This window comes from Novilysobacter antarcticus (assembly GCF_019802285.1).
Lineage (GTDB): Bacteria > Pseudomonadota > Gammaproteobacteria > Xanthomonadales > Xanthomonadaceae > Novilysobacter > Novilysobacter antarcticus.
In genome coordinates, this window is sequence record NZ_JAIEUJ010000001.1 from 445,812 (window position 1) to 472,220 (window position 26,409).

Sequence of the window (26,409 nt, forward strand, 5' to 3'; positions counted from 1 at the left end):
CGGGGTGGGAAGTGGGAGTGCAAATATCGCAGAAACCGCACACGATTGCTGCGACGCAGCACTGGACGCGACTGACAGGCTGCTGGCACGCTGCATGGGTCGTCCTTGAAGGCTTCGCCACAATGAGTTCTGCAGTCACCGCTTCCCTGCTTGCGGCCGTGCCCGGCCTGATGCTGAAAACCGATCCCGCGGACCTGGAGCATTACGGCCGCGACTGGACCCGGCGCTGGACCCCGGCGCCGGTGGCGATTGCGTTTCCCGAATCCGTGCAGCAGGTGCAGGCGATCGTGCGCTGGGCGCGTGCCGGGGGTGTGGCCATCGTGCCCTCGGGCGGGCGGACCGGGCTGTCGGGCGGCGCCGTCGCCGCCCACGGCGAGCTGGTCCTCAGCCTGGAGCGGATGGCGCGGGTGCTCGGTTTTGACGCGGTGGACCGCACGCTGACGGTGCAGGCCGGTATCCCGTTGGAGGCGGTCCACAACGCAGCGCGCGAGCAGGACCTCGCGTACCCGGTCGACTTCGCCTCGCGCGGCTCATGCTCGATCGGCGGCACCATCGCGACCAATGCCGGTGGGATCCGGGTGATCCGCTACGGCAATACGCGCGAGTGGATCGCCGGGCTGAAGGTGGTCACCGGCGCAGGCGACCTGCTCGAGCTGAACCGCTCGCTGATCAAGAATTCCAGTGGTTATGACCTGCGCCATCTGTTCATCGGCTCCGAAGGGACGCTGGGCATCGTGGTCGAGGCCACCCTGCGGCTGACCGCGCCGCCCGCGCCCACCAATGTCATGCTGCTCGCGCTGCCGTCCTTCGACGTGCTGATGCAGGTGTTTGCAATCCTGCGCAGCCACCTCGAGCTTGAGGCCTTCGAATTCTTCACCGACCGCGCACTGGCGCATGTGCTGGCCCATGGCGCGCAGGCTCCGTTCGCCGAGGTCCATCCGTACTACGTGGTGGCCGAGTTCGAGGCGGCCGACGAGGCGCAGGAGGCGGCCGCACTGGCCGCGTTCGAACTCTGCGCGGAGGCGGGCCTGGTCAGCGACGCCGTCCTGAGCAGCAGCGATGCCCAGGCCGCGCAGCTGTGGCGCCTGCGCGAAGGCATTACGGAAAGCCTGGCCGCGTTCCGCCCCTACAAGAACGATGTCTCGGTGCGAATCTCGGCAATGCCGGCGTTCCTGGCCGAGGCCCAGGCATTGCTGGCCGCTGGCTACCCCGACTTCGAGGTGGTCTGGTTCGGCCACATTGGCGACGGCAACCTGCACATCAACGTACTCACCCCCGACGGCATGGAGGAGGCGGAGTTCGTCGCCCGCTGCAGTGAGGTCACCGACATGCTGGCCGCCATCCTGAAGCGGCATGGCGGCAGTATTTCGGCCGAGCACGGCATCGGACTGGTCAAGAAACCGTGGCTGGAAAGCACGCGCAGCGCCGAAGAAATCGCGGTGATGCGCGGCATCCGCCAGGTTCTGGATCCGTCCGGAATCATGAATCCGGGCAAGGTGTTCGACGCCATCCCCAAGGCGTAGGCGCGCTTGCGGCGCCTGTCGGGCATGCGGAACAGTCGCCGCAGCGGTACTCTCTGCGCGCGTCGCCCTTTTCCCGCTTCAGGTCTGCTGCCAATGATCCGATTCCGCCTGCTCGTCGCCGTGGTGCTGTGCACTGCCTCAGCCGGGACGTTTGCGTCCGCCACTTCCACGACCTCCGACGCAATCAGCGGGGCGGTGAAAGGCACATCCAATGGCGTCTCCGCCAGCAGCGGGTCCTTCAGCGATGACCGCGTCGTGCTGGCGGCCCGCGACGATGCTGCCAGTTTCGTCGCCAGCGACGGTGCGATCCGGGGCGTCCAGCTCGAGGCCGCGCTGGCGCTTCTGCGCGCCGAAATGCCCCAGGCGGACGGGGCCAGTGACCTTGCGCTTGCACGGGCGATCCTCGCGCTCTGAGTGGCGCTTCAGGTGACTTGGATCCGCGGCTGCCGTGCGCGGCCACAACTTATCGGTGTTTCTGTCAGGCCAGGATGCTCGGGCCGCTGAGTCAGCCGGCTTGAATCGGCTCAGTCTGCCGGCGTCTCCCCTGTGCAGCGGTCTGCTGGCGGTGGGATTGCTGTGGTCTTGTGCCTCCGCCCACGCCGGGTTGCGGCTGCAGCTGGATACCGCCAGCCTCACCGCAGGGGAGGTGGCCGCCACCGCGAGCGTGCTGGACGCCGCGCTTGCCCGCTTACCACCCTCGCTGGTGGCGGAGACGGACCAGGCCATCACCGTGCAGTGGAGCGACACGTTGCCGCATGCGGCGACCGGTCGGGCGCGGTCCCGGACGCTCCTGCTCAATCGGCGCCTACTTCCGCTTCTGGCGGTGGAACCTGCCGGTCCGTCCCACGCGGTGGAAGCCGAACTGGACAGTGCCACTCACGGCGCCGACCCAGCGCAGCAGACAGCACCGGCGGCGGGCCGCGCGCGCAGCGAAGTATTGGCGACCTTGCTGCACGAGGTGGCGCATTTCCACGACCGCCGCACGGGGCTTTCCGCGGATCCCCGTTTGCTGGATCTCGCCGGTTGGCAGGTCAAGGTCAAGCGGCCACGCGCACGCGCCTCGGAAAACCCTTTCGTTGATCGCACGCCCGACCCGTACGAGCTGACCAGCCCGCGGGAGTTTGTCGCTGTCAACCTGGAATATTTTCTCCTTGACCCGGAGTACGCGTGCCGCCGGCCGGCGCTGCACCGCTACTTCAGCGCGCACTTCGGCTGGGCGCCGCCGCGCGCCGACTGCACGCAGGGCTTCACCTACGTCGCGGTTGACGCGGACGGCGACATTGCGCGCGATGGCGACTTCGCACTGGCCACGCTGGAGGCGGCCCGGGTGACCTCGGTCGAATACCTGCTGGCCGAGGGCAACAGCGAACCGATGAGCCGCTGGGGCCACAGCATGCTGCGCCTGGTGGTGTGCGCGCCCGGACGCGCGCCGGGACCGGAGTGCCGCTTGGATCTGCAACACCACCTCGTGCTGTCCTTCCGCGCTTTTGTCGATGACGTGCAGCTGTCCAGCTGGCGCGGCCTGACGGGGTCGTATCCCTCGCGCCTTTTCGTGCTGCCGCTGGCGCAGGTGGTGGACGAGTACACGCGCGACCAGCTGCGTGGACTGCAGTCCATTCCGTTGCAACTGGAGCGCAAGGAGATCGCCGCACTGCTGGAACGCGCCGCGCGCCTGCACTGGAGCTACGACGGGCGCTACTACTTCATCACCAACAACTGCGCGGTGGAGACCTTCAAGCTGCTGCACGACGGCGTCCCGCGACTGGCGCAGGCGCGTATCGATGCCATCACTCCAACCGGTCTGCTGCGCAAGCTCGAGCGCTCTGACATCGCCGATACGGGCGTGCTTGAGGACGTGGAGGAAGCGCGCCGGCTCGGCTACCGCTTCGACTCGTTGCGCGAACGCTATCAAGCGATGTTCGCTATTGCCCGCAACGACTTGGCACTGCCGCAGACGAGGGTGGAAGACTGGTTCGGACTGGATGCCACCGCCCGCCGCAGCAGTTTCGGCAAGGCCGGCATCCGCGCGACCGCGGCGCTGCTGTTACTGGAGGAGTCGGCGCGTCGCCGGCAGCTGGTGTTGGCCAGGCAGCAGTTGAAACGCCGCTTCCTGGACGCGCGCGTCCATCCCGGAAGGGGCGCGTTCGCGGAGGTCGATGCCACCCTGCAGCAAATCCTTGGCGACAGCGGGTTCCTCAGCCGTCCGGCAACACTCCTGACCGGTGAGGCCGGCTATGGGCTGCCGCAGCCGGCGGAAATCGACGCGCTGAAAACCGTGGCCGTGACTCGATCCCGGCGTCTGGCGGAACTGGGCGGCCAATTGACCTCAGAGGTAGAGGCGCTGCTGGCTCCCGCAGTTCGCGACGAGCTCGCTGCGACCGAGAAAAACCTCCAGTTGCTGCGCGCGCAGATGGGGCGGCTCAACCGGGACGGCGGCGGGCTGCAAGTGCCCTAGTACGGGCCTTCGCGGCATCCGTGCCGCACCAGTGCCAACCCGACTGCTGCCTCGCTGCGAGCCGCCGGCAGAAGTCGGGTCGTTGGCTCCGATCAGTCCGCGCGGCCGGCGAACTCACCGTTGCTGGTGCTGACCAGCACGCGCTCGCCGGTGGCGATGTACTCGGGAACCATGATCTCCAGGCCGGTCGACAGGCGCGCCGGCTTGGGTCGCTTGGTCGCCGTGCCGCCCTTGAGCTCGGGCGGAGTTTCGATGACTTCCATTGCCACGCTCGCCGGCAGCTGCAGCCCAACGGGCAGGTCGTCGATGATCTGCACGTAGCAGCCGGACAGGTCGTCAACGATGTAGCCGGCGTCATCGCCGACCGTCGCCGCGTCCAGCGTGTAGGGCGTGTAGTCCTCGTCATCAAGGAACACGAACGCGTCGCCGTCCCTGTAGGAGTAGGTGACCTGGCGCCGGCTGAGCTCGACTTCCTTGAGCTCGTCGTCGCCGCCCAGGCTGAGGTCGAACTTGTTGCCGCCGGGCACCGAGTACATGGTGAAGCGGAACTTGACGTTGCCGCCGCGGCCTTGGGCGGCGCTGCGCTCGATGTCACGCACCTGGTAGACGGTGCCGTTGTGCTCGACCACGTTTCCTTTCTTTACGTCGTAGGCTTTCATCTTGGTTTTTCTGCCGGTGGAAGCGCACCGTAGATGCGCTCATTGAGGACCCATGTGATCGCGGCCCAGACCGTGCCGCCAAAAGCGCACAGCACCGCGGCCACGCCGATCAAAAGTTCAAAACGGGGGTTGCCGAAGCCGAATTTCGACCACATCAGCACGGCCATGAGGGCGAACATGCCGCCGCCGTAGAGCAGCAGACCGCGGACCACCACGAAACGGCGCATGCCGCGTGCGCGGATGGCCGGCCAGCGCTGCGCCATTCGGGAGGTGCGCTGGCCGCCGGGCATCACTTGGGCGCCAGACGGGTCGCCCCATCCAGGCGGATCGTCTCGCCGTTGAGGTAGGTGTTGCCGAGGACGTAGGCGACCAGGTCGGCGAACTCCTCCGGCTTGCCCAGGCGCGACGGGAAGGGGATCGTCGCGGCCAGCGATTGCTGCACCGCCTCCGGCATGCCGTCCACCATCGGGGTCCAGAACACGCCCGGGGCGATGGTCATCACGCGGATGCCGAAGCGCGACAGCTCGCGCGCCATTGGCAAGGTCATGCCGACCACGCCACCCTTGGACGCGGAATAGGCCGCTTGGCCGATCTGGCCCTCGTAGGCCGCCACCGAGGCGGTGTTGACGATCACGCCGCGCTCGCCGTCGACGCCGGGCTCGTTGTTCTGCATCACGTCAGCGGCCGCTTTGGCGACGTTGAAGCTGCCGACCAGGTTGACCATCACCGTGGTCTGGAAGCGCGACAAGGGCATCGGTCCGTCGCGGCCGAGCACGCGACCGGCGCCCAGAATGCCGGCGCAGTTCACGGCGACGTTGAGGCCGCCAAGAAAGTCGCGCGCACTGGCGACGTTGTCCACCACAGCCGACTCGTCGGACACATCGGTGGCGAAGAAGCGGGCGTTGGCCTCGCCCAGTTCGGCGACGGCCTCCGCGCCCTTGTCGGCGTTGACGTCAAACAGCGCAACCTTGGCGCCCTGACCGACCAGATGACGGGCAACGGCGAGGCCGAGGCCGGAAACGCCACCGGTGACGATGGCGCGGGTATCGGAAAGCTTCATGGGGGGATCCTGCGGACGAAAGTCCCTGATTCTAGGCCATCCAAACGAGGACATCCCCGCCAGTCCGCCCGCCACGCTCACCCCGATGGCCGTGCCCGCTAGAACGACAGCGCGCGGCCGACCTTGCTGCCGGTTTCCCGGCCCAGCAAGGTGGACAGCCACCGCCCGGTTTCCGCCAGCAGCGCCAGGTCGATACCGGTCTGGATGCCCAGGCCATGCAGCATGTAGACGACGTCCTCGCTGGCAACGTTGCCGCTCGCACCCTTGGCATACGGGCATCCGCCCACGCCCGACACGGCGGAGTCCACCACGCCGACGCCTTCCTCCAGACAGGCCAGGATGTTCGGCAGCGCCTGCCCGTAGGTGTCATGGAAATGCACCGCGAGCGCATCCATCGGCACCTCGGCGGCGACCGCACGCAGCATCGCGCGGGCCTTGCCCGGCGTACCGATGCCGATGGTGTCACCCAGTGATACCTCGTAGCAGCCCATCGCGTACAGCTCGCGGGCGACGCGGACCACCTCGGCAACCGGCACCTCGCCCTGGTAGGGACAGCCAAGCACCGTGGACACGTAGCCGCGGACCTTGATGCCATCGGCTTTCGCGCGGGCCATCACCGGCTCGAAACGGGCCAGCGACTCGGCGATGGAGGCATTGATGTTTTTCTGGTTGAACGCCTCGGAGGCGGCGCTGAACACCGCGATCTCTTCCACACCGACGGCCAGTGCGCGCTCGTAGCCGCGCTCGTTGGGCACCAGTACCGGATAGTGGACGCCCGGCTTGCGGGTGATGCCGCCGAACACCTGGGCGGCGTCGGCCAGCTGCGGCACCCATTTGGGGCTGACGAAGCTGGTCGCCTCGATGCTCTGCAGACCGGTCGCCGAAAGCCGGTCGATCAGCGCGACCTTGTCGGCGGTAGCGATGATCGCTTTCTCGTTTTGCAGGCCGTCGCGCGCGCCGACCTCGACGATGCGGACCGCAGACTTCATGGCGCGGGATCCAGTGCAACCAGTACTGCGTCGGCTTCGACGAAGTCGCCGGTTGCCGCGCGCACCTCGGCGACGGTGCCATCGCGCGGCGCCTTCAGGCTCAACTCCATCTTCATCGCCTCGATCACCATCACTTCCTGGCCTTCACTGACGGCATCGCCAGCCGCCGCGCGGACAACGACCACGCGGCCCGGCATCGGCGCCACCACGTTGTCGGCCGCCGCGCCTGCGCCGGTCGCCTCGTGCTGGTACATCGCCATCGGCTGCAGGCGCAGGCGGCCGGTGCCGTCATGGACGACCACATGCGCGCCCTGATCCAGCACCTCGAAGCGCCGCGCACGATCGCCGATGCGCAGGCTCAACGCGCTGCAGGTGCGGCGGGCGCCACTGACCTGATGGCTCTGGCCGTCATGCTCGATCCGGTACTCGCCGTTGCTGCCGCTGGCGTGCACCTCGATACGCTCCTCGCCATGTCCGAAGGCCAGACTGCGCTGGCTGCCGTGGGCCAGCCTCCAGCCATCGGCAATCGCCCACGGCGATCCCGGGTCCGGGGACTGCGCTGCACGCTGACGACTGTCGGCCTCCTGGGCGAGCAGGCGGGTGGTGGTGGCGGCCAGCAGCAGGTCGGTGTCCACCGGCCCGCTGGGCGACAGGAACTCGTCCAGATGCCGGTCCAGGTAACCGGTGTCGATCGTGCCCTCGACCACGCTGGGGTGGCGGACCAGTCGCTCCAGGAACGCGATGTTGGATTTGGGGCCGGTGATCTCGCAGCGCGACAGCGCCTCGCGCAGACGGGCGAGGGCACGCGTGCGGTCGCTGTCGTGGACGATCAGCTTGGCGATCATCGGATCGTAAAAGATCGTCACCGTATCGCCCTCGACCACCCCGGAATCCACCCGCACGTGCGCGTTGGACGAGGGCAGCCGCAGGCGCTCCAGCCGGCCCGAGCCGGGCAGGAAACCGGCCTCGGGATCCTCCGCGTAGAGGCGCACCTCGATGGCGTGGCCAATGCGACGGATGTCGGCCTGGGCGAGCGGCAGCGGCTGGCCGGCGGCCACCTGCAACTGCCACGCGACCAGGTCCAGGCCGGTGATCATCTCGGTGACCGGATGCTCGACCTGCAGGCGGGTGTTGATCTCCATGAAGTAGAAATCACCGTCCTGGCCAACGATGAATTCCACCGTTCCGGCGTTGACGTAATCGATCGCCTTTGCCGCGAGCACCGCTGCCGCACCCATCTGTTCGCGCAGCTGAGGGGACAGGAACGGCGAGGGCGATTCCTCCAGCACCTTCTGATAGCGGCGCTGGGCCGAGCACTCGCGCTCGTTGAGGTGGATGGCGTTGCCGGCGTCGTCGCCGAACACCTGGATCTCGATATGCCGCGGCTTCTCCACGTAGCGCTCCAGCAGCACGCGGTCACGTCCGAACGCGTTCTTCGCCTCGCGCTGGCAGGATTCCAGGTTCGCCCAGAACTCCGCCGACTCACGCACGATGCGCATGCCCTTGCCGCCACCGCCGTGCGCCGCCTTGATCATCAGCGGGTAGCCGATGCGGTCCGCTTCGGCGTGCAGGTGGGCGGGGTCCTGGTTCTCGCCGGTATAGCCGGGGACCACGGGCACGCCAGCAGCCGCCATAAGATCCTTGGCGCCGGCCTTGCTGCCCATCTTGCGCATCGACGCCGCCTTGGGGCCGATGAACGCGATGCCCGCGGCCTCCACGGCATCGGCGAAGTCGGCGCTTTCCGACAGGAACCCGTAACCCGGATGGATCGCCTGGGCGCCGGTGCGCGTGGCGACCTCGATGATCGCCTCGCCGCGCAGGTAGCTCTCCGGCGGTGTGGGTCCGCCGATGCAATACGCCTCGTCGGCCTGGCGCACGTGTTGGGCGTCGGCATCGGCGGTCGAGTAAACCGCCACCGTTCGAATACCCAGCTGGCGGCAGGTGCGGATGACCCGGCAGGCGATTTCGCCGCGGTTGGCGATCAGGATCTTGGTGAACATGGCGGGCCTCGCGATGGGGGCTTTCGGGTTGGGCGACGCGCTCACTGGCACCACGCCGGCTTGCGCTTGTCCAGGAAGGCGGTCAGGCCTTCCTGACCCTCGGGCGAGACCCGAAGCCGGGCGATCAGGTCGGCGTTATCCCTGTCGTGGGCAGCGCCGTCGGTATGCGATGTGACCTGGCGCACCAGCGCCTTGGCCTGTGCCGACGCGATCGGTCCGGCCTTCAGCAGCAACCCGACCTGACGCTCCACCGCAGCGTCCAGCTCGGCGGCTGCCACGATCTCGTGCAGCAGTCCCATGTGCCGTGCCTGCTGTGCGCCGAAAATCTCCGCCGACGCGAACCAGCGCCTTGCCTGGCGGGCGCCGATGGCGTCGATCACGTACGGCGATATCACCGCCGGCAGCAGGCCGAGCTTGCTTTCGGTCAGGCCGAACTTCGCGTCATCGGTGCCAATGGCGATGTCGCAGCACGCGACCAGCCCGACGCCGCCACCGAAGGCCGCGCCGTGGACTCGGGCAATGGTCGGCTTCGGCAGCTCGTTCAAGGTCCGCATCAGGCGCGCCAGCGCCAGCGAATCGTCCCGGTTCTCCGCCTCGCTCGCCGCCGCCATGCTGCGCATCCAGTTGAGGTCGGCCCCGGCGGAAAACGAGGCACCGGCGCCCTCCAGGACCACCACCCGGACGCTGTCATCGGCGGCTAGCGCTTCGAGCGCGCCGGTGAGCGCCGCAATCAGCATCGCGTGGAATGCGTTGTGGACGTCCGGGCGATTCATGCGCAGGCGCGCCACCGGGCCTTGGCGAACATTCAGCAACGGATTGGTCATCGGAATTCGCGTGTTCGGGAAGCCGTCAATGATAGCGGGCGCGACTCCGGGGCGTTGTTGGAGATGCGACCCGTTCTCATTTCTGCAGTAGAATCAAGACTTGCCCGCCACGCGTTGCCGCCCGATGCCCACTGTCCTACGTTGCCTGCTAATCCCCTTGCTGCTGTGCCTGTCGCTGCAAGTCCATGCGTCCACCACGGATGCGCAGACTGCGTGGCGACTGCTGGATTACATCGCCGTGGACTATGCCGAGGCAGTGGCCGATGGCGAGGTCGTTGATCCGGCCGAGTTCCAGGAGATGGTGGAGTTCTCTGCATCGGCACGCGAGCGGATCCGGTCCCTCGAGGCCTCCGCCGAGAAGCCGCGGCTGCTGGCGGAGGCGGATCGCCTGCAGGCGGCCATCGCCGCCCACGAATCCCCCGAAGCGGTGGCCAAGCTCTCCCGGGGCTTGGCCAGCAATCTCATTGCCGCCTATCCGGTCCCGCTCGCACCGAGCGCCCCGCCTGACATGGCCGTGGCGGCGGGCCTGTACCAGCAGCAATGCGCCAGCTGCCACGGCGACACCGGTGGTGGTGACGGCCCGGCCAGCGTGGGTCTGGATCCCCCGGCGATCGATTTCACCGATCGTGGCCGCGCGCGCGAGCGCAGCGTGTTCGCGCTCTACCAGGTGATCGAACAGGGACTGGAAGGCACCAGCATGGTCAGCTACGCGCATCTGCCCGCGGATGAGCGCTGGGCGCTGTCGTTCTACATCGGCCAGTTCGCCTACCCCGAACCGCAGGCCGCAGCGGGGGAGAAGCTTTGGAACACGGACCTGGCGTTGCGGGCCGCGATCCCCGACCTGGCGGCACTGACCCAGGTCACCCCAGCGGCACTGGCGCAGGACGTGGGCGAGGAGACCGCCCAGGCCATCACCGCGTATCTTCGCCGCCATCCGGAAGCGGTGGAGGCGCCGGTCGCCGCCGAGGGACAGCTGGCATTTGCCCGCAGCCGCCTTGCCGAAAGCGTTGCCGCCTATGCCGCGGGCGACCACGCCAGGGCCCGTGACCTCGCCCTGTCGGCGTACCTGGACGGGTTCGAACCGGTCGAACCGCTGTTGGCCGCACGCGACCGGGCGTTGATGGCGCGCATCGAGGCGGCCATGGGCGAGCTGCGCTCACGCATCGGCTCGTCGGCCAGCGTGGAAGCGCTGCAGGAGCAGGTGCAGGTTGTCGACGCCCTGTTTGCCGAAGCCGAGCACGCGCTCAAACCGGAAATGGGCAACAACGCGTCGGCATTCGTCGGCGCGTTCACCATCCTGTTGCGCGAAGGACTTGAGGCGCTGCTGATCCTGATTGCGATGGTTGCGTTCCTGCGCAAGGCCAACCGGACCGAGGTCATGTCCTACGTGCATGCTGGCTGGGTCAGCGCGCTGGTGGCCGGTGGCGTTACTTGGTTCGTGGCCACCTATGTGGTCAGCATCAGCGGGGCCGGTCGCGAGCTGACCGAAGGATTCGCAGCGTTGTTTGCCGCCGCGGTGCTGCTGTTCGTCGGCATCTGGATGCACGGCAAGAGCCAGGCCGGCGCGTGGCAGCGCTACATCAACGACAAGCTCTCGCACGCCCTGTCCAAGCGTTCGGCGTGGTTCCTGTTCGTGCTCTCGTTTGTCGTGGTGTACCGCGAGGTGTTCGAGACCGTGCTGTTCTACATCGCGCTTTGGAGCCAGGGCAACGGCATGGCGATCCTCGCAGGCGGCGGGCTCGGGGTGGTCGTTCTGGCGGTGATCGCCGTGGCCATGCTGCGCTTCAGCCAGCGCCTGCCGATCGGCCAGTTCTTTTCGATCAGCTCAATCCTGATCGCGGTCGTGGCAGTGGTGCTGGCGGGCAAGGGAATCGCCGCCTTGCAGGAAGCGGGCTGGGTCCCGGTGTCAACGCTTTCGATCCCACGTGTCGCGTTTCTGGGTATCTACCCGACGCTGCAGGGCGTGCTCGCGCAACTACTGACGCTTGCGGTGCTGGTGGCGGGATTCTGGTTCAACCGGAGCTCCGCGGTGGCCAAGGTTGCCTGACCGTGCCAGAGCAGAGTCCATAGCTACGCCCGGACGCCCCCTTACATCCGGAACACGCCAAACCGGGTTGACGAGGCAATCGGTGCATTCAACGCCGCGGACAGACCCAGGCCAAGGACGCGGCGGGTGTCGGCAGGATCGATGATCCCGTCGTCCCACAGGCGGGCGGTGGCGTAGTACGGATTGCCCTGGCTTTCGTATTGGTCAAGGATCGGCGCCTTGAACGCGGCTTCCTCGTCTGCGCTCCACTCATCGCCGCGTGCCTCGATGCCGTCGCGACGCACGGTGGCCAGCACGCTGGCCGCCTGCTCGCCGCCCATCACGCTGATCCGCGCGTTGGGCCACATCCACAGGAAGCGGCCGCCGTAGGCCCGGCCGCACATGGCGTAGTTGCCGGCACCAAAGCTGCCGCCGATCACCACGGTGAACTTGGGCACGTGCGAGCACGCCACGGCGGTGACCATCTTCGCGCCATCCTTGGCGATGCCGGCCTGTTCGTACTTCTTGCCGACCATGAAGCCGGTGATGTTCTGCAGGAACACCAGCGGGATGCCGCGCTGGTTGCACAGCTCGATGAAGTGCGCACCCTTGAGCGCGCTCTCGGCGAACAGGATGCCGTTGTTGGCAACGATCCCGACCGGGTAGCCGTGGATGTGGGCGAAGCCCGTGACCAGCGTCTTGCCATAGCGCGCCTTGAATTCCTGGAACTCGCTGCCGTCCACGATCCGCGCGATGACCTCGCGGATCTCGAACGGGCGCCGGGTGTCCTTGGGCACCACGCCGTACAGCTCCTGCGCGGCGAACAAGGGCTCGCGCACCGGCCGCACGGCGACCGGCAAAGTCTTCTTCCGGTTCAGGCTGCCCACGATGTCGCGGGCGATCTGCAGGGCGTGGCGATCGTCCTCGGCGAAGTGGTCGGCGACACCCGAGATCGACGTGTGCACATCCGCGCCACCCAGGGTTTCGGCATCGACCACCTCGCCGGTGGCGGCCTTCACCAGCGGTGGGCCACCGAGGAAAATGGTCCCTTGCTCCTTGACGATGATCGACTCATCACTCATCGCCGGCACGTACGCGCCGCCGGCCGTGCAACTGCCCATCACGACCGCGATCTGGGGAATGTTCTCGGCGCTCATCCGCGCCTGGTTGTAGAAGATCCGGCCAAAATGCTCCTTGTCCGGGAATACCTCGTCCTGCAATGGCAGGAAAGCGCCGCCCGAATCGACCAGATAGATACACGGCAGATGGTTCTCACGGGCAATTTCCTGCGCCCGCAGATGCTTCTTCACTGTCATCGGGAAATAGGTGCCGCCCTTGACGGTGGCGTCGTTGGCGACAACGACTACCTCCTGTTCCATTACCCGGCCGATGCCACAGACCATGCCGGCGGCCGGTGCTGCGCCGTCGTACATCTCCTCGGCGGCCAGTGCGGCAATTTCCAGGAAAGGCGAACCCGGGTCGAGCAGGGCGGTGATGCGATCCCGGACCAGCAGTTTTCCGCGACCGGTGTGGCGTTCGCGCGACTTTGCACCGCCACCTTCCGCGGCCCGAACCAGCCGTGCGTCCAGCTCATCCACCAAGGCGCGATGCCAGGCGACGTTGTCCTGGAAATCCTGGGAGCGGGGATCGAGTGCTGAGGTCAGAACGGGCATGGCAACCGGCCGATAGTCAATTGACCGCACAGGATACCGGACGCTTCACGGGCTTCCGACGACCGATGGGCGCAAACAGAACAAGGCCCACATATGCGGGCCTTGTGGTTACAGCTTCCGTTGTGAAACGGATCAGTCGTTCTTGGCCTTCTCGGCGGCCGCGCGCGCAGCTGCGGCTTCCGCCTCGGCCTTCTCGCGCTTCATGCGCTCGGCAACGCTGTCGGCAGCACTGCCGATCTTGTCAGCGGCGCTGGCCTTGCCTTCCTCATACGATTGCTTGATGGAATCGCCGGCCTCGCTGGCAGATGCTGCGGCCTCGTCGGTGGCCTGACGGGTGGAATCGGCGGCGTCAGCTGCGGCGGCGCGGGTGGAATCGGCGGCATCGCGGGCGGCGGCACCGGTGGCGTCCGCTGCATCGCGCGCGGACTCAGCTGCGGAATCCAGGCTGCGGGCAGCGGCATCGGATGCCGAGTCGGCAGAGGCAGCGGCATGGTCACCGGCGGCGCGGGCCTCGGCGGCGGCTTCCTGACGATCCTGTTCCGCCTGCGGGGAGTTGCAGGCGGTGATGGCGAACATACTGGCGGCAAACATCAGGGTGATCTTGTGATTCATCGGAAAGCTCCTAAAAGGTCGGCAGGGTAACTGCGTCTTGCGCCGGTTCTGCCGGCGGGGAAACTATCCAATGGCCCCCGGTAAAGCAATGTGAAGAATCGCGTCGCGATTAAACCGGAAAGAAACGCCGCGCATAAAAAAACCGCCGGGATAACCCGGCGGCTTCTTCAACGATAAAACCTTGCAACGGGGCTGATTACTTGCCGTCGTTGTTGGTCTTGGCGTCGGCGCTGGCAGCGGCTTCTTCAGCAGCGTCCTTGGCCTGCTCGGCGGAATCCGCCATGTTCTCGGCAGCATCGGCAGCGTCGTCGGCAGCGGTGATGTCACCAGCAGCGGCAGCGGCGTCGGCCGAAGTCGCGGCAGCATCGGCAGCCGAAGCGGCGGTGTCAGCAGCAGCCTGGGCAGCGTCGGTCGCCATGGCGTCGCCAGTGGCGGCGGCGTTGGCAGCAGCTTCCTGCGCTTCGTTGGCGGCGGTGGCCGCTTCCTGGGCAGAGCTGTCAGCCTGCTGGGTGTTGGAGCAAGCAGCCAGGGCCAGGCCCATAGCGAGGGCGATCAGCGCCTTGTTCAAAGTCATGGTGTATTCCTCGTCTTAAGAAAAATTCGGCAGCACGCAATCGCGTACCGTCAACATGATGACGACCCGTCAGCTTGTGTCAAGCGGCAGGGCTTCCTTTTTTCGTCAATTTATCGTTAACTGTTGGGCTGCCGTTCGGCATTGACACTTTGGCGTGAATTACGGCAACTCGATGGCAATGGCGGTCGCCTCGCCGCCGCCGATACACAGCGACGCCACTCCGCGTTTGCCGCCGCTGGCGCGAAGGGCATTGATCAACGTAACCACGAGTCGCGCACCGCTGGCACCGATCGGATGGCCCAATGCGACTGCGCCGCCGTGCACGTTGACCTTCTCACGTGGAATGCCCAGATCCTTGATCGGGGCCATGGCCACGCATGAGAACGCCTCGTTGATTTCAAACAGGTCAACGTCGGCGACACTCCAGCCGGCTTTCTCAAGCACGTTCTTGATCGCGGTAACCGGCGCGGTGGTGAACCACTCCGGCGCCTGCGAATGGGTGGCGTGGGCAACGATGCGCGCCAGCGGGGTCAGGCCACGCGCGGAGGCGTCCTCGGCCGACATCAGCAGGGTCGCTGCCGCGCCGTCGGAGATCTTCGAGGAGGAGGCGGCGGTCAGCACGCCTTCCTTGCCGAAGGCCGCACGCAGGCCGGGAATCCGGCTGGTGTCGATCTTGCCCGGCTCCTCGTCGGTATCCACGACCACTTCGCCCTTGCGGGTCTTGACGGTGACCGGAACGATCTCGTCCTTGAAGGCGCCATCGGCCTGGGCGGCCTTGGCGCGCTCCACGCTCTCGGTCGAGTAGGTGTCCAGGGCTTCGCGGTCGAAGCCGTACTCGTTGCAGGCCATGTCGCCAAACACGCCCATCGCCTTGCCGTCGTACGGGTTGGTCAGGCCGTCGTAGGCCATGTGATCGATGAACTCGGCGCTGCCGTAGCGGATGCCGGTACGCGAATCGTTGAGCAGGTGCGGGGCATTGGTCATCGACTCCATGCCGCCGGCAACGACGACCTTGGCCGAGCCGGCCTTGATCAGGTCGTGGCCGAACATGATCGCCTTCATGCCGGAGCCGCAGACCTTGTTGATGGTGGTGCAGCCGGCGGAGGGGGGCAGGCCGGCATTGAGTGCGGCCTGGCGGGCAGGTGCCTGGCCCAGCCCAGCGGGCAGCACGCAACCCATGATCACCTCGTCCACCTGGTCGGCGGACACGCCAGCGTGCTCGAGGGCGCCGGTGATGACGGCCGAGCCGAGGGCAGGCGTCGGCACGCCGGTGAACTGGCCGAGGAAGGAACCGATGGCGGTGCGCTTGGCACCGACGATGACGACGTCGCTCATGACGGACTCCAATTGGGACGGGCCGGAAGACACTTCCGGTGCCCCCCGATTATGGGGCGCCATGCTGCGCTGCCGCAAACCGGCGGAGGAAATGTGCGCCTCATCGCGCAACACCACGGCTGCGGAGGGCCTGCGCGTGCGTGGATAATCGCCGATTGTGGCTGAGGCATGAATGCCCTAATACTGGTGTCCTTGTGGCGCCCTGCGCCGACCGTTGCCGACAATTGAGGGGGAGACCTTATGAAGTCGCACGCATCCCAGCGCGCTCGCGCATGGAAACTGGGCCTGGCCGGGGCCGGATTGGTTGCGCTGACCGCCTGTGGCGGGGGCGGTGGAGGCGGCACGATCATCCGCCCCGAGCCACCGCCGTCACCCCCGCCGATTCCGCCACCGGACGAGGAGCCAGTACCGGGCCCGCAGCCCGACTTTGATGCCCACCTGGTACTCACCAACACCGACGCCGCGCATGCTGCCGGGTTCACCGGTGAAGGCGTCACGATCGGTGTGCTGGACAGCGGCATCCGCCGCGACCACCCGACGCTGGACGGCCGGGTCACGCGAAGCTTTACCTATCTCGATCCTCGCACCAACAACCTCAACGTCGATGACGTGGTTGGCCACGGCACTGTGGTTGCGCAGCTGGCCGGCGGTCGTCCGTTTGGCGACTGGCCCGGCGGTATCGCGCCGGATGCCACGTTCGTCTCCGCGCGGATCATCTCCGATGCGCCTCCGTCCGATGACGGGTCCGGCAAGGGCAACGAGGTCACGGATGGCTCCTGGCTGGGTACGGTCCACGCGGACCTGATCGAGAGCGGCGCGCAGATCTCGAACAACTCCTGGGGCGGTCTGTACTGGACCGGAGGCGACAAGGTCACCCGCACGTTCGTCAACGCGCTCAAGCCTTTCGTGGTCGATTGGGGCGGTCTGGTCGTGTTCGCGACCGGCAACGAAGGTTTCGACAATCCCAGCGACACGGCGGCACTGCCCAGCATGGGCGCGGGCGCCGATATCCTGGAGCGGGGCTGGCTTGCGGTGGCGGCACTGGACACGCTGGAGCCGACCAAGTTGGCGAACTACTCCAACGCCTGTGGCATCGCCCAGAACTACTGTCTGGTCGCGCCGGGCTACGTCGTCTTCACCGACGTGCTGGATACCGCCGGCAATCCGACCTACTGGGTCGGCAAGGGCACGTCTTACGCAGCGCCACAGGTGTCCGGTGCAGCGGCGGTGGTCTGGCAGGCGTTCCCTTACTTTGAAAACGACCAGGTCCGGCAGACCCTGCTGGGCACTGCGGTGGACCTCGGCGCACCCGGCGTGGATCCCGTGTTCGGCCATGGCCTGCTGGATGTGGGCAAGGCGGCCAAGGGTCCGGGCCGCCTGGACTGGGGTCAGATGAGCGCCGCGTTCGATGGCGGTCGCTCAGTGTGGTCCAACGACCTGACCGGCGCGGGTGGCATCACCAAGACCGGCGACGGCGATCTGGATCTGACCGGAAAGAACAGCTACCGCGGTAAGACCATCGTCAACGAGGGTTCGCTGGCGTCGCTGTTCGACATTCCCGGCGATACCGAAATCGGTCACGACGGCCTGTTGCTGCTGGACGGCATCTCGGTGCAGGGCTCGCTGCGCAACGAGGGCATCGCGGCGTTCTACGGCGAAGACCCGAACGGCACCGTGCACACGATTGATGGCGACTTCACCCAAACGGCGACAGGTGTTTTTGCCTTCGACCTTGGTTCATCGGTCAATGTCACCGGCCGCGCGGCGGTGGGCGGCGAGGTGCTGGTCACCGGTGTCACCGAGGGTTACGTGCGTTCGGCGCGCGAGACCTTCCTGACCGCCGATGGCGGGTTGTCCGGCACGTTCTCCGCGGTGTCCGCCAGCAACAACCTGTTCCTGCTGGCGACCCTCGGGCATGACTTTGACAGTGCCTGGCTGGACATCCAGCGGTTGGACGTGCTCGCCACTGCGCAGTCCTTGCGTTTGAGCCCGACCGCGGTCAGCGGCGCGGCACGGGTCGAGCGCGCGTTCCGCGGGCTCGATCGCGATAGCACGGGAGTGATCGGTCCGGCAGGCCCGGGTGCGATGGGTGGCTTCATCACCGGCGCCGGGGCAATCCAGTCGACCGTGTCGGCCGCAGGCGCCGAGCGCACGCTGGCGAGCCTGTCCGGTGAGATGCATGCGGCGGACACCGCATTCGCCACCATGGCGATGGACGATGGCCGCCATGCACTGGAGTCGCGTCTGGACGGTCTGTCCGGCGGGAGCGTGGTCAGCCTGGGAAGCTGGGCGAGCCGGCAGGGCGGCGAGCGTGCGATGTGGTCGCAGTCGCGGCTGGATGCCGATTCCTGGCTGCTCGGGCATGACCAGCGCATCGGTCGCAACCTGACCCTGGGCTTCGCGTTCGGCCAAACCGACGGCTACGCACACAACCCGCTGCGTCAGGACCGGGAGCACAACCGCCAGTACGAGAGTCAGTTGTACGCCGCCTGGGAGTTCGACGGCAGCTACCTGCTGGGTCGCTTTGCCGCTGGCCGCATGGACCGCAGCACCCAGCGCGAGATCGTGCTGGGCAGCCAGAGCCATGGTGTCGCGGCGGACTACGCCAGCCGTTACTCGAGTTTCGGCGTGCAGGCAGGCCATCGCTTCGCGCTGGGTGCCGGAACGCTGACCCCGTACGTAGGCACCGAGACGCTGCAGTTGGATCGCGACGGTTTCAGTGAGCAGGGTGCGGTCGGCTTCGGCCTTACCACCGGGGACTCGCAGCTGGATGCCACGCGGGCGCTGGCGGGTGTGCGCATGCAGCGGCCGTGGCAGCTGGGAGGCCTCAGGCTTTCCGTGCAGGGACGTCTGGAATGGCAGCGCCTGTTGTCGCAGTCGGGCACGGCCATCGACGCGCGCTTTACCGGCATGGATGCGTGGTCGCCGATCACCGGTGGCGGGCTGGCGAAGGAAGCCACCGTGCTGGGCTTCGGCCTGCGCAGCGAGCTGCCGCTCGGCCGCCTGGGGTTCGATCTGGATGCGCGTAACGAAAACGGGCGCACCTGGACGGGTGCCTACGCCAACTGGACGGTCGGGTTCTGATCTGACTCCGGTCCGGCGCGTGGCCCGAGTGGCTGCGCGCCAGACCGGAGGTTCCAGCGGGGCCGGCAAGCCTGCCCCTCAATCGCTGATGGTCAGCTGCGGTCGTCGAACAGTTCGCGGCCGATCAGCATGCGCCGGATTTCATTGGTGCCGGCGCCGATCGCATACAACTTGGCGTCGCGCAGGATGCGTCCCGCCGGGTACTCGTTGATGTAACCGTTGCCGCCGAGGGTCTGGATGACCTCCAGCCCGACCTGCACCGCCGCCTCGCTGGCGTGCAGCAGGCAGGACGCGGCATCCACCCGGCTGCGATGCCCGGCGTCGTAATCACGCGCCACCTGGTAGGCAAACGCACGGCTGGACTGCAGCGCGGTGTACATGTCCGCCAACTTGGCCTGCATGATCCCGAACGTGCCGATCGGCGCATCGAACTGGCGGCGCTCGCGGACGTAGGGCAGGGCGATGTCCATCGCGTCCTGCATCAGTCCGATCGGGCCGCCGGTCAGCACCAATCGCTCGGTGTTGAGGCCGCTCATCAGCACCTTGACGCCCAGGTTGACCTCGCCGAGCACGTTCTCGGCCGGGATCTCGCAGTTCTGGAACACCAGCTCGCAGGTGTTGGAGCCGCGCATGCCGAGTTTGTCGAGCTTCTGTGCGGTGCTGAAGCCGGCCATGCCGCGCTCGACGATGAAAGCCGTCATGCACTTGCTGCCCGCTTCCTTGCCCGCGGTGCGCATGTAGACCACCAGCACGTCGGCCTCGGGGCCGTTGGTGATCCACATCTTGTTGCCGTTGGCGACCCAGACATCGCCGCGACTCTCGATTGAGCGAAGCTCCGCGTGGCAGCTCATCGAGCCGACCACATCGGAACCCGCGCCCGGCTCGCTCATCGCCAGCGCGCCTTTCCATTCGCCGCTGCACAGCTTGGGCAGGTATTTCTGGCGCTGGGTCTCGTTGCCGTTGAGGTAGAGATTGTTGACGCACAGGTTGGAGTGGGCGCCGTAGCTCAGGCCGACCGAACCGGACGCGCGGGAGATCTCCTCCATCGCCACCAGGTGGGCCAGATAGCCCATGCCGCTGCCGCCGTATTCGGGGTCAACGGTCAGGCCGAGCAGGCCCATCTCGCCGAGTTTCGGCCACAGGTCCTGCGGGAATGCATTGTCTTCGTCGATCTGTTGCGCGCGCGGCGCGATCTCGGCTTCGGCAAACCGACGCACGGCATCGCGCAGCGCGTCGATCTCGTCACCCAGCGGAAAAGCACGCATCCCAAAACTCCTGTGTGTTTGAAAGCACGACGGGGCACATGGCCCCGTCGCGTTGTTGCACTACCTGTCGCCGCGGATCAGCTGCGGACGCGGCCCTTGAAGCGCGGGGTGCCACGGCCCATTGGCAGCTTCAGCTTGCCGATCGACGCGATGCGCTCCTCGCCCAGGCGGTCGGCTGCCTTGTAGGTCGGGATGCCATCGCGTTCGGCGATCTCGAAGATCCGGGTCAGGTTGTGGTAGATCGTCCGCATCATGCGCATCGCACGCTCGCGGTTGTAGCCGTCGATTTCCAGCGAGACGTTCATCACGCCGCCCGCGTTGACCGCGTAGTCCGGCGCGTAGAGGATGCCGCGCTTCTGCACTTCATCGCCCATGGCATCGGAGGCCAGCTGGTTGTTGGCCGAGCCGCAGATGACCTTGGCCTTCAGGCGCTGCAGGGTTTCTTCGTTGATCGTGCCGCCCAGCGCGCACGGCGAGTACACGTCGGCCGGTACGTCGTAGATCTCGTCCAGGCCCACGGCCTCAGCGCCGTACTCGGTCACGGCCTTGTCGATCAGGCCCTGATTGATGTCGGTGACGAAGATCTTCGCGCCGCGCTCCTTGAGCAGCTTCACGAACTCCATGCCCACGTGGCCGAGGCCCTGCACGGCGTAGCTGTACTTGCCGACTTCCTCATCGCCGAAACGCTTGTTCAGCGACGCCATCAGGCCCTGCAAGGTGCCGTAGGCGGTGAACGGCGACGGATCGCCCGAACCGCCGTGGACCTGGTGCACGCCGGTGACGTATTCGGTCTCGCGGAACACGAACTCCATGTCGTTGACGTCGATGCCAACGTCCTCAGCGGTGATGTAACGGCCGCCCAAAGTCTCGACGAAGTGGCCGAACGCGCGGAACAGCATCTCCGACTTGTCGGTGGCCGGGTTGCCGATGATCACGGCCTTGCCGCCGCCCAGGTTCAGACCGGCGACCGCGTTCTTGTAGGTCATGCCACGGCTCAGGCGCAGGACGTCATTGAGCGCCTCGGCCTCGGACTTGTACGGCCACATACGGGTGCCGCCCAGCGCCGGGCCGAGCGTCGTATTGTGGATGGCGATGATCGCCTTCAGGCCGGCATCCTTGTTGTGGCAAAACACGACCTGCTCGTGGCCGTAGGTGTCGAGGGTTTCAAAAATCATCAAGAGCTCCGGGTCGGCGGTGGTTGCGCGGTAGCGCTGGCGCCAAGATTCGTGTAAGTCGTTGAATCCGCGTGGATTCGCCATTGCAGGCCGAGTTCTTCCCGGTCGCAGGGGCGCTAGTCTAATCCAATCGTGGCGGGGTCTATTGCTGCGCCGCCGCATTCGCGCATTCAGAAATACTCGGTCATTCGGGGCGCCCAATGGCCCGCGCAGGGGCGACCGGGGGCGCACGTTACAATCACGCCAAACCCCTTTGCCTGCACGGATTGAGCGCGTTATGAGTACTCCTGCCAGCCAGCTTTCCCAGCCCGACACCGCCGCCAAGTCGGCCACCGCTCGCACGCCCTTGCGCTTTGTCACCGCTGCCAGCCTGTTCGACGGCCACGACGCGGCGATCAACATCATGCGCCGGCTGATCCAGTCCCAGGGTGCGGAGGTGATCCACCTGGGCCACAACCGCTCGGTGGAGGACGTAGTGCGCGCCGCGCTGCAGGAGGACGCCGACGCCATCGCGCTGTCGTCCTATCAGGGCGGCCATGTCGAGTACCTCAAGTACATGGTCGACATGCTCAAGGAGCGCGACGCGGCCCACATCAAGGTCTTCGCCGGTGGCGGCGGCACCATCACGCCCGAGGAGATCCGCGAGCTTCAGGCCTACGGCGTGGAGCGCATCTACCACCCCAACGACGGCATGAAGATGGGTCTGGTGGAGATGATCGAAGACGTGGTCAAGCGCGCCGAGGAGGCCCGCGTCGGTGCCGAGGCGCCCGAATCGTCGCCGTCGATCACCGACGAGATCGCCATCGGCAAGATGCTGACCGCGATCGAGGAAGACCAGTTCGACGAGCACGCGCTGGAGTCGCTGCGCAAGCAGTGGCAGCTGGCCGGCAGCCGCACCCCGGTCATCGGCATCACCGGAACGGGAGGCGCGGGCAAGTCCTCTGTGACGGATGAGCTGTTGAACCGTTTCCTCTCGAGTTTCCCCGAGATGCGCCTGGCGGTGATCTCGGTCGACCCGACCCGCCGCCGCACCGGTGGCGCGCTGCTGGGCGATCGCATCCGCATGAACTCGCTGCGCTCCAAGCGCGTGTACATGCGCTCGATGGCGACCCGCCGCCAGCACGCCGCGACCAACATCGTGCTCAAGGACAGCATCGGTTTCCTGAAGGGGCTGGGCTACGACCTGGTGATCGTGGAGACCGCCGGCATCGGCCAGAGCGATTCGGAAATCGTCGATCTGGTCGACTTCCCGATGTACGTCATGACCAGCGACTTTGGCGCGCCCAGCCAGCTGGAGAAGATCGACATGCTCGACTTCGCCGAACTGGTGGTCCTGAACAAGTACGACAAGCGCGGCGCCGAGGACGCGCTGCGCGACATCCGCAAGCAGTGGAAGCGCAACCGCGTGGCGTTTGAGGTCAAGGACGAGGATGTGCCGGTTTACCCGACCATCGCCAGCCAGTTCAACGACCCCGGCATCAGCTGGATGTTCGCCAACCTGTGCCGGTTGATGCGCGAGAAGGTACTGGAGAAGGGTGGGGCGGAGGGCAGCCATAAGGTCGCGCCGGCGCATTGCGACTTCAAGCCTGATATCGACACCAGCCTGAAAGAGCCGCGCGCCACGGTGCTGATCCCCGGCCCCCGCGTGCGTTATCTGGCGGAGATCGCCGAGCAGGGCCGCAGCATCAACCGTCAGATCGAATCCCAGGCGGAGATCGCCGACCGCGCGCAGTCGATGTGGGAAGCATTGAAGGAGCTGGGCGACGAAGCACTGCCGGAACCACTGGACCTCTACGGTGCGGCCGCAGTGGCGCCGGGCGAAGGCAACGCGCAGGCCGACAAGACCCTGCTGACGCTCCGCCAGCGCTACAACGACGCCATCCAGTCGCTGACCAGCGACTCGGTCAAGCTGCTGCGTGAGTGGCCGGAGCGGCTGAAGTCGATCACCGACGAGATCACCGAATACGAAGTGCGCGGCAAGAAGATCCGGGTCGAGAACTACCGCGAGTCGCTCAGCCATCAGCTGGTGCCGAAGATCGCCGCGCCGACCTTCAAAGGCTGGGGCGATCTGCTGAGCTTCCTGCAGAAGGAAAACCTGCCCGGCCATTACCCCTACACCGGTGGCGTGTACCCGTACCGCCGCACCGGCGAGGACCCGATCCGCATGTTCGCCGGCGAGGGCACGCCGGAGCGCACCAACCGGCGCTTCCATTACCTGTCCGTCGGCCAGCCCGCCGCGCGCCTCTCCACCGCGTTCGACTCCGTCACCCTGTACGGCGAGGACCCCGCGCCGCGCCCGGACATCTTCGGCAAGGTCGGCAACTCTGGCGTCAACATCGCGTCCCTGGACGACATGAAGAAGCTGTACTCGGGCTTCGACCTGTGCGCGCCGACCACCAGCGTGTCGATGACCATCAACGGCCCCGCGCCGATGATCCTAGCGATGTTCATGAACTGCGCCATCGACCAGCAGGTGGAGAAGTACCTAAACGAGGATCCCGCCCGCTGGATCGAAGCCAACAAGAAGATCGACGCCTTCTTCAACGGCGCCCCGCGCCCGCAGTACAGCGGTGAGCTGCCCGAACCCAACGACGGCCTCGGCCTGGCCTTGCTGGGCGTTACCGGCGACCAGGTGGTGGATGCGGCGACCTATCAGCGCATCAAGGAGTACACCCTCAAGACCGTGCGCGGCACCGTGCAGGCCGACATCCTCAAGGAGGACCAGGCGCAGAACACCTGCATCTTCAGCACCGAGTTCGCGCTGCGGATGATGGGCGACATCCAGCAGTACTTTGTCGACCACGGCGTGCGCAACTTCTACTCGGTGTCGATCTCCGGCTATCACATCGCCGAGGCCGGGGCGAACCCGATCAGCCAGCTCGCCTTCACCCTGAGCAACGGGTTCACCATCGTCGAGTACTACCTGGCGCGCGGCATGGACATCGACGACTTCGCGCCCAACCTGTCGTTCTTCTTCAGCAACGGCATGGACCCCGAGTACACCGTCATCGGCCGCGTCGCCCGCCGCATCTGGGCCCGCGCCATGCGCGAGCGCTACGGCGCGTCCAGCCGCAGCCAGATGATGAAGTACCACGTGCAGACCAGCGGCCGGTCACTGCACGCGCAGGAGATCCAGTTCAACGACATCCGCACCACGCTGCAGGCCATGTACGCCCTGTTCGACAACTGCAACAGCCTGCACACCAATGCCTACGACGAGGCGATCACCACCCCGACCGAGGAGAGCGTGCGCCGCGCGGTCGCGATCCAGATGATCATCAACAAGGAGTTGGGGATCAATTTCAACGAGAACCCCTGGCAGGGCAGCTTTGCCGTGGACTACCTCACCGACATGGTCGAGGAAGCCGTCTACAAGGAGTTCGAGGCGATCAGCGAGCGCGGCGGCGTGCTCGGCGCGATGGACACCATGTACCAGCGCGGCAAGATCCAGGAAGAGTCGATGTACTACGAGCGCAAGAAGCACGACGGCAGCCTGCCGCTGGTCGGCGTCAACACCTTCCTGCCCAAGGAGCACGCCGGCGAAGTGACCACCGAGATCGAGCTGATCCGCTCAACCCCGGAAGAGAAGGGACAGCAGATCGAGAACGTCCGCAACTGGCAGGAAAACCGCAACAAGCTGGCGCCGAGCGGCGAAACATCGCACAGTCACGAAGTGGGGACCGACGGCGCAGGGGAAGAAGCGCACGACGGACACGGACTGGGGTACCTGCAGAAGATAGCGCGCGAGCGGAAGAATGTGTTTGAGGCGCTTATTGAGGCGGTTAAGACGCACTCGTTGGGACAGATCTCGCACGCGTTGTATGACGTGGGTGGGGAATATCGAAGGAATATGTAGTTGTCGCAATAGTTCAACTTCGGGGCAGGAATGGAGAAGAAGACTGAGGGGGCATGGTTACTGGCCCAATCAAAATGCTTGGATGCGGTTTCAGGTATCAGCGCGGCGCGACTGGAAAATATTTCATATGCGGGGAAGATAGGCCGACTGTATAACTTGCTTCGCCGAAATATTGTCGACGACCCAAATCCGACGATCGACAGAGAAACGGTTCTTCGGGCTTGCCAGTTGAGCGGTATTGACAGATCAACCCGCGAGCGTGGCCTCGAGATCTTGTCAGCAGCGGGTCGCATCGACGTTGCGGCAAATGGCGCAATATCGGTACTCGGCGCTACTACTATGGCCGTCTTGGAACTTACCTCAGACGTCTTTGGGGAGTCCAACCCGACAGGAGAGGAAAAAGCCGTAATAGAGCTTTCGGAAAGGGTAGCGTCACAACCCATTGCGACCGGCGATGCAATCGAACAAATTGGCGATGAATTTCGAATTCCTATTGATCGCGCAACATCACTTCTTGGCTTATGTAAAGACACGGCCTTGATCGATGAGGTTGCAGATCGCGGTAGGGTTATTCTATTCAACTCGAACACATTCCGTGATGGCAGGTACGCCATTAAAGCTATGGAGGTTCTTAAGGCGCTCGGAACTGTAGATCAGACAAACCTCCACGAAGTCCAAGAGCGATTGCGGAAGGATGGGGCAATGTATGATCGCGACGTGGAGCAAATCCTCGGAGCTGATCTTTTCCGAAAGCTGAGTTCCATCGGTTACTTTGACCGGATGGAAGTTAGTAATAGTACGGAGGCTGTCGGTTACGTCGCATCGCCTAATGATTTCCAGAAGTACGGACGACCATTTGAAGACGATCCTATCGATGACGCTAAGGCTTTGCTCGCATCCCTGACGTATGGGCGTACAAGAAGCGGATATTACAGGGGGGCAATTACTATGCCTACCGCTTTACTAGGGGCTCTAATTGCGGGGCGTGAAGTCGGAAAGAACGGTGTGAGAGCTATCGGGGAAGACTATCGAGAACTCGAGGCTCGACAAGTCGTCAAGGTTACCGAACGGGGCCCGGGGCGATATACGATGCGTCTGCTCAAGCGAGATGTGGGCGAAATGGCACTTAGCATTGTCAGAGGACGTGGCGCGGCTGAAGAGGCTGTGCTTCTTGATGGATCGCCTGCCAGTCGCTTCGAGGGTCCGCACCAAGTGCGTATGAAGACCCGCCTCCATAATTCTGTCAGCGACCTAACTTTCATGACTGACGCGCTTGATCGGCTCCGCGCTGGAGGATGA

19 protein-coding genes are annotated in these 26,409 nt (G+C 65.8%); 7 read left to right on the forward strand and 12 right to left on the reverse strand.

Annotated features, from left to right (window positions below; genetic code table 11):
• The first annotated feature begins 122 nt into the window (after window positions 1-122).
• From KZ491_RS02155 to KZ491_RS02165, 3 genes are all read left to right on the forward strand, one after another.
• Complete coding sequence (locus tag KZ491_RS02155; RefSeq protein WP_222564208.1) at window positions 123-1,523, forward strand: FAD-binding oxidoreductase; 1,401 nt, start codon at window positions 123-125, stop codon at window positions 1,521-1,523.
• Between the two features lie 93 nt (window positions 1,524-1,616).
• Window positions 1,617-1,937, forward strand: coding sequence for a DUF2388 domain-containing protein (locus KZ491_RS02160; RefSeq protein WP_222564209.1), 321 nt, complete (start codon window positions 1,617-1,619; stop codon window positions 1,935-1,937).
• Between the two features lie 100 nt (window positions 1,938-2,037).
• Window positions 2,038-3,978 carry a DUF7844 domain-containing protein gene (locus tag KZ491_RS02165; protein WP_246606459.1) on the forward strand — a complete coding sequence of 647 codons (1,941 nt, stop codon included), beginning with the start codon at window positions 2,038-2,040 and terminating at the stop codon, window positions 3,976-3,978.
• A gap of 92 nt (window positions 3,979-4,070) precedes the next feature.
• Here the strand turns inward: KZ491_RS02165 and efpL are convergent, their stop codons facing one another.
• The 6 genes from efpL to KZ491_RS02195 form a co-directional block, all read right to left on the reverse strand.
• Complete coding sequence (gene efpL, locus KZ491_RS02170; RefSeq protein WP_043958250.1) at window positions 4,071-4,637, reverse strand: elongation factor P-like protein EfpL; 567 nt, start codon at window positions 4,635-4,637, stop codon at window positions 4,071-4,073.
• Window positions 4,634-4,927, reverse strand: a complete 294-nt coding sequence (locus KZ491_RS02175) for a hypothetical protein (RefSeq protein ID WP_222564210.1) — start codon at window positions 4,925-4,927, stop codon at window positions 4,634-4,636. Before KZ491_RS02175 ends, efpL begins: the two co-directional genes overlap by 4 nt.
• Window positions 4,927-5,697: an SDR family NAD(P)-dependent oxidoreductase gene (locus KZ491_RS02180; RefSeq protein WP_222564211.1), complete on the reverse strand. Its 771-nt coding sequence runs from the start codon at window positions 5,695-5,697 to the stop codon at window positions 4,927-4,929. Before KZ491_RS02180 ends, KZ491_RS02175 begins: the two co-directional genes overlap by 1 nt.
• Window positions 5,698-5,795: 98 nt before the next feature.
• The gene (locus KZ491_RS02185) at window positions 5,796-6,686 is read right to left on the reverse strand and encodes a hydroxymethylglutaryl-CoA lyase (RefSeq protein WP_222564212.1); all 891 of its coding nucleotides are present in this window, start codon (window positions 6,684-6,686) and stop codon (window positions 5,796-5,798) included.
• Entirely contained in the window at window positions 6,683-8,686 is a 2,004-nt protein-coding gene (locus tag KZ491_RS02190) for an acetyl-CoA carboxylase biotin carboxylase subunit (protein ID WP_222564213.1), read from the reverse strand. Before KZ491_RS02190 ends, KZ491_RS02185 begins: the two co-directional genes overlap by 4 nt.
• A 41-nt stretch (window positions 8,687-8,727) precedes the next feature.
• On the reverse strand, window positions 8,728-9,510 hold the full coding sequence (locus KZ491_RS02195) for an enoyl-CoA hydratase/isomerase family protein (protein ID WP_222564214.1): 783 nt from the start codon (window positions 9,508-9,510) through the stop codon (window positions 8,728-8,730).
• 124 nt (window positions 9,511-9,634) lie between these two features.
• On the opposite strand from KZ491_RS02195, the gene KZ491_RS02200 reads away from it, so the two are divergent.
• The gene (locus KZ491_RS02200; RefSeq protein ID WP_222564215.1) at window positions 9,635-11,557 is read left to right on the forward strand and encodes an FTR1 family protein; all 1,923 of its coding nucleotides are present in this window, start codon (window positions 9,635-9,637) and stop codon (window positions 11,555-11,557) included.
• A 41-nt stretch (window positions 11,558-11,598) separates the two neighbouring features.
• On the opposite strand, the gene KZ491_RS02205 is transcribed toward KZ491_RS02200, so the two are convergent.
• The 4 genes from KZ491_RS02205 to KZ491_RS02220 form a co-directional block, all read right to left on the reverse strand.
• On the reverse strand, window positions 11,599-13,209 hold the full coding sequence (locus KZ491_RS02205; RefSeq protein WP_222564216.1) for a carboxyl transferase domain-containing protein: 1,611 nt from the start codon (window positions 13,207-13,209) through the stop codon (window positions 11,599-11,601).
• A gap of 132 nt (window positions 13,210-13,341) precedes the next feature.
• Window positions 13,342-13,821, reverse strand: a complete 480-nt coding sequence (locus tag KZ491_RS02210) for a hypothetical protein (RefSeq protein WP_222564217.1) — start codon at window positions 13,819-13,821, stop codon at window positions 13,342-13,344.
• Window positions 13,822-14,017: 196 nt separating this feature from the next.
• Window positions 14,018-14,395, reverse strand: coding sequence for a hypothetical protein (locus tag KZ491_RS02215; RefSeq protein ID WP_222564218.1), 378 nt, complete (start codon window positions 14,393-14,395; stop codon window positions 14,018-14,020).
• Window positions 14,396-14,554: 159 nt separating this feature from the next.
• The gene (locus tag KZ491_RS02220) at window positions 14,555-15,730 is read right to left on the reverse strand and encodes a thiolase family protein (protein ID WP_222564219.1); all 1,176 of its coding nucleotides are present in this window, start codon (window positions 15,728-15,730) and stop codon (window positions 14,555-14,557) included.
• Between the two features lie 240 nt (window positions 15,731-15,970).
• Between KZ491_RS02220 and KZ491_RS02225 the strand changes: the two genes are divergently transcribed.
• Window positions 15,971-18,814 carry an autotransporter serine protease gene (locus tag KZ491_RS02225; protein ID WP_222564220.1) on the forward strand — a complete coding sequence of 948 codons (2,844 nt, stop codon included), beginning with the start codon at window positions 15,971-15,973 and terminating at the stop codon, window positions 18,812-18,814.
• A gap of 92 nt (window positions 18,815-18,906) precedes the next feature.
• Here KZ491_RS02225 and KZ491_RS02230 read toward each other — a convergent pair whose 3' ends face one another.
• Window positions 18,907-20,079: an isovaleryl-CoA dehydrogenase gene (locus KZ491_RS02230; protein ID WP_222564221.1), complete on the reverse strand. Its 1,173-nt coding sequence runs from the start codon at window positions 20,077-20,079 to the stop codon at window positions 18,907-18,909.
• A 77-nt stretch (window positions 20,080-20,156) separates the two neighbouring features.
• The gene (locus tag KZ491_RS02235; protein ID WP_222564222.1) at window positions 20,157-21,254 is read right to left on the reverse strand and encodes a Glu/Leu/Phe/Val dehydrogenase dimerization domain-containing protein; all 1,098 of its coding nucleotides are present in this window, start codon (window positions 21,252-21,254) and stop codon (window positions 20,157-20,159) included.
• Between the two features lie 277 nt (window positions 21,255-21,531).
• Here KZ491_RS02235 and KZ491_RS02240 point away from each other — a divergent pair, with 277 nt between their 5' ends.
• Both KZ491_RS02240 and KZ491_RS02245 read left to right on the forward strand, forming a co-directional pair.
• Window positions 21,532-25,110, forward strand: a complete 3,579-nt coding sequence (locus tag KZ491_RS02240) for a methylmalonyl-CoA mutase family protein (RefSeq protein WP_222564223.1) — start codon at window positions 21,532-21,534, stop codon at window positions 25,108-25,110.
• A 30-nt stretch (window positions 25,111-25,140) separates the two neighbouring features.
• Window positions 25,141-26,409: a hypothetical protein gene (locus KZ491_RS02245; protein WP_222564224.1), complete on the forward strand. Its 1,269-nt coding sequence runs from the start codon at window positions 25,141-25,143 to the stop codon at window positions 26,407-26,409.

Coding starts and splice junctions, on each gene's coding strand:
- KZ491_RS02155 (WP_222564208.1), top strand. CDS start 123: ATGAGTTCTGCAGTCACCGCTTCCCTGCTTGCGGCCGTGCCCGGCCTG.
- KZ491_RS02160 (WP_222564209.1), top strand. CDS start 1,617: ATGATCCGATTCCGCCTGCTCGTCGCCGTGGTGCTGTGCACTGCCTCA.
- efpL (WP_043958250.1), bottom strand. CDS start 4,637: ATGAAAGCCTACGACGTAAAGAAAGGAAACGTGGTCGAGCACAACGGC.
- KZ491_RS02175 (WP_222564210.1), bottom strand. CDS start 4,927: ATGCCCGGCGGCCAGCGCACCTCCCGAATGGCGCAGCGCTGGCCGGCC.
- KZ491_RS02180 (WP_222564211.1), bottom strand. CDS start 5,697: ATGAAGCTTTCCGATACCCGCGCCATCGTCACCGGTGGCGTTTCCGGC.
- KZ491_RS02185 (WP_222564212.1), bottom strand. CDS start 6,686: ATGAAGTCTGCGGTCCGCATCGTCGAGGTCGGCGCGCGCGACGGCCTG.
- KZ491_RS02190 (WP_222564213.1), bottom strand. CDS start 8,686: ATGTTCACCAAGATCCTGATCGCCAACCGCGGCGAAATCGCCTGCCGG.
- KZ491_RS02195 (WP_222564214.1), bottom strand. CDS start 9,510: ATGACCAATCCGTTGCTGAATGTTCGCCAAGGCCCGGTGGCGCGCCTG.
- KZ491_RS02200 (WP_222564215.1), top strand. CDS start 9,635: ATGCCCACTGTCCTACGTTGCCTGCTAATCCCCTTGCTGCTGTGCCTG.
- KZ491_RS02205 (WP_222564216.1), bottom strand. CDS start 13,209: ATGCCCGTTCTGACCTCAGCACTCGATCCCCGCTCCCAGGATTTCCAG.
- KZ491_RS02210 (WP_222564217.1), bottom strand. CDS start 13,821: ATGAATCACAAGATCACCCTGATGTTTGCCGCCAGTATGTTCGCCATC.
- KZ491_RS02215 (WP_222564218.1), bottom strand. CDS start 14,395: ATGACTTTGAACAAGGCGCTGATCGCCCTCGCTATGGGCCTGGCCCTG.
- KZ491_RS02220 (WP_222564219.1), bottom strand. CDS start 15,730: ATGAGCGACGTCGTCATCGTCGGTGCCAAGCGCACCGCCATCGGTTCC.
- KZ491_RS02225 (WP_222564220.1), top strand. CDS start 15,971: ATGAAGTCGCACGCATCCCAGCGCGCTCGCGCATGGAAACTGGGCCTG.
- KZ491_RS02230 (WP_222564221.1), bottom strand. CDS start 20,079: ATGCGTGCTTTTCCGCTGGGTGACGAGATCGACGCGCTGCGCGATGCC.
- KZ491_RS02235 (WP_222564222.1), bottom strand. CDS start 21,254: ATGATTTTTGAAACCCTCGACACCTACGGCCACGAGCAGGTCGTGTTT.
- KZ491_RS02240 (WP_222564223.1), top strand. CDS start 21,532: ATGAGTACTCCTGCCAGCCAGCTTTCCCAGCCCGACACCGCCGCCAAG.
- KZ491_RS02245 (WP_222564224.1), top strand. CDS start 25,141: ATGGAGAAGAAGACTGAGGGGGCATGGTTACTGGCCCAATCAAAATGC.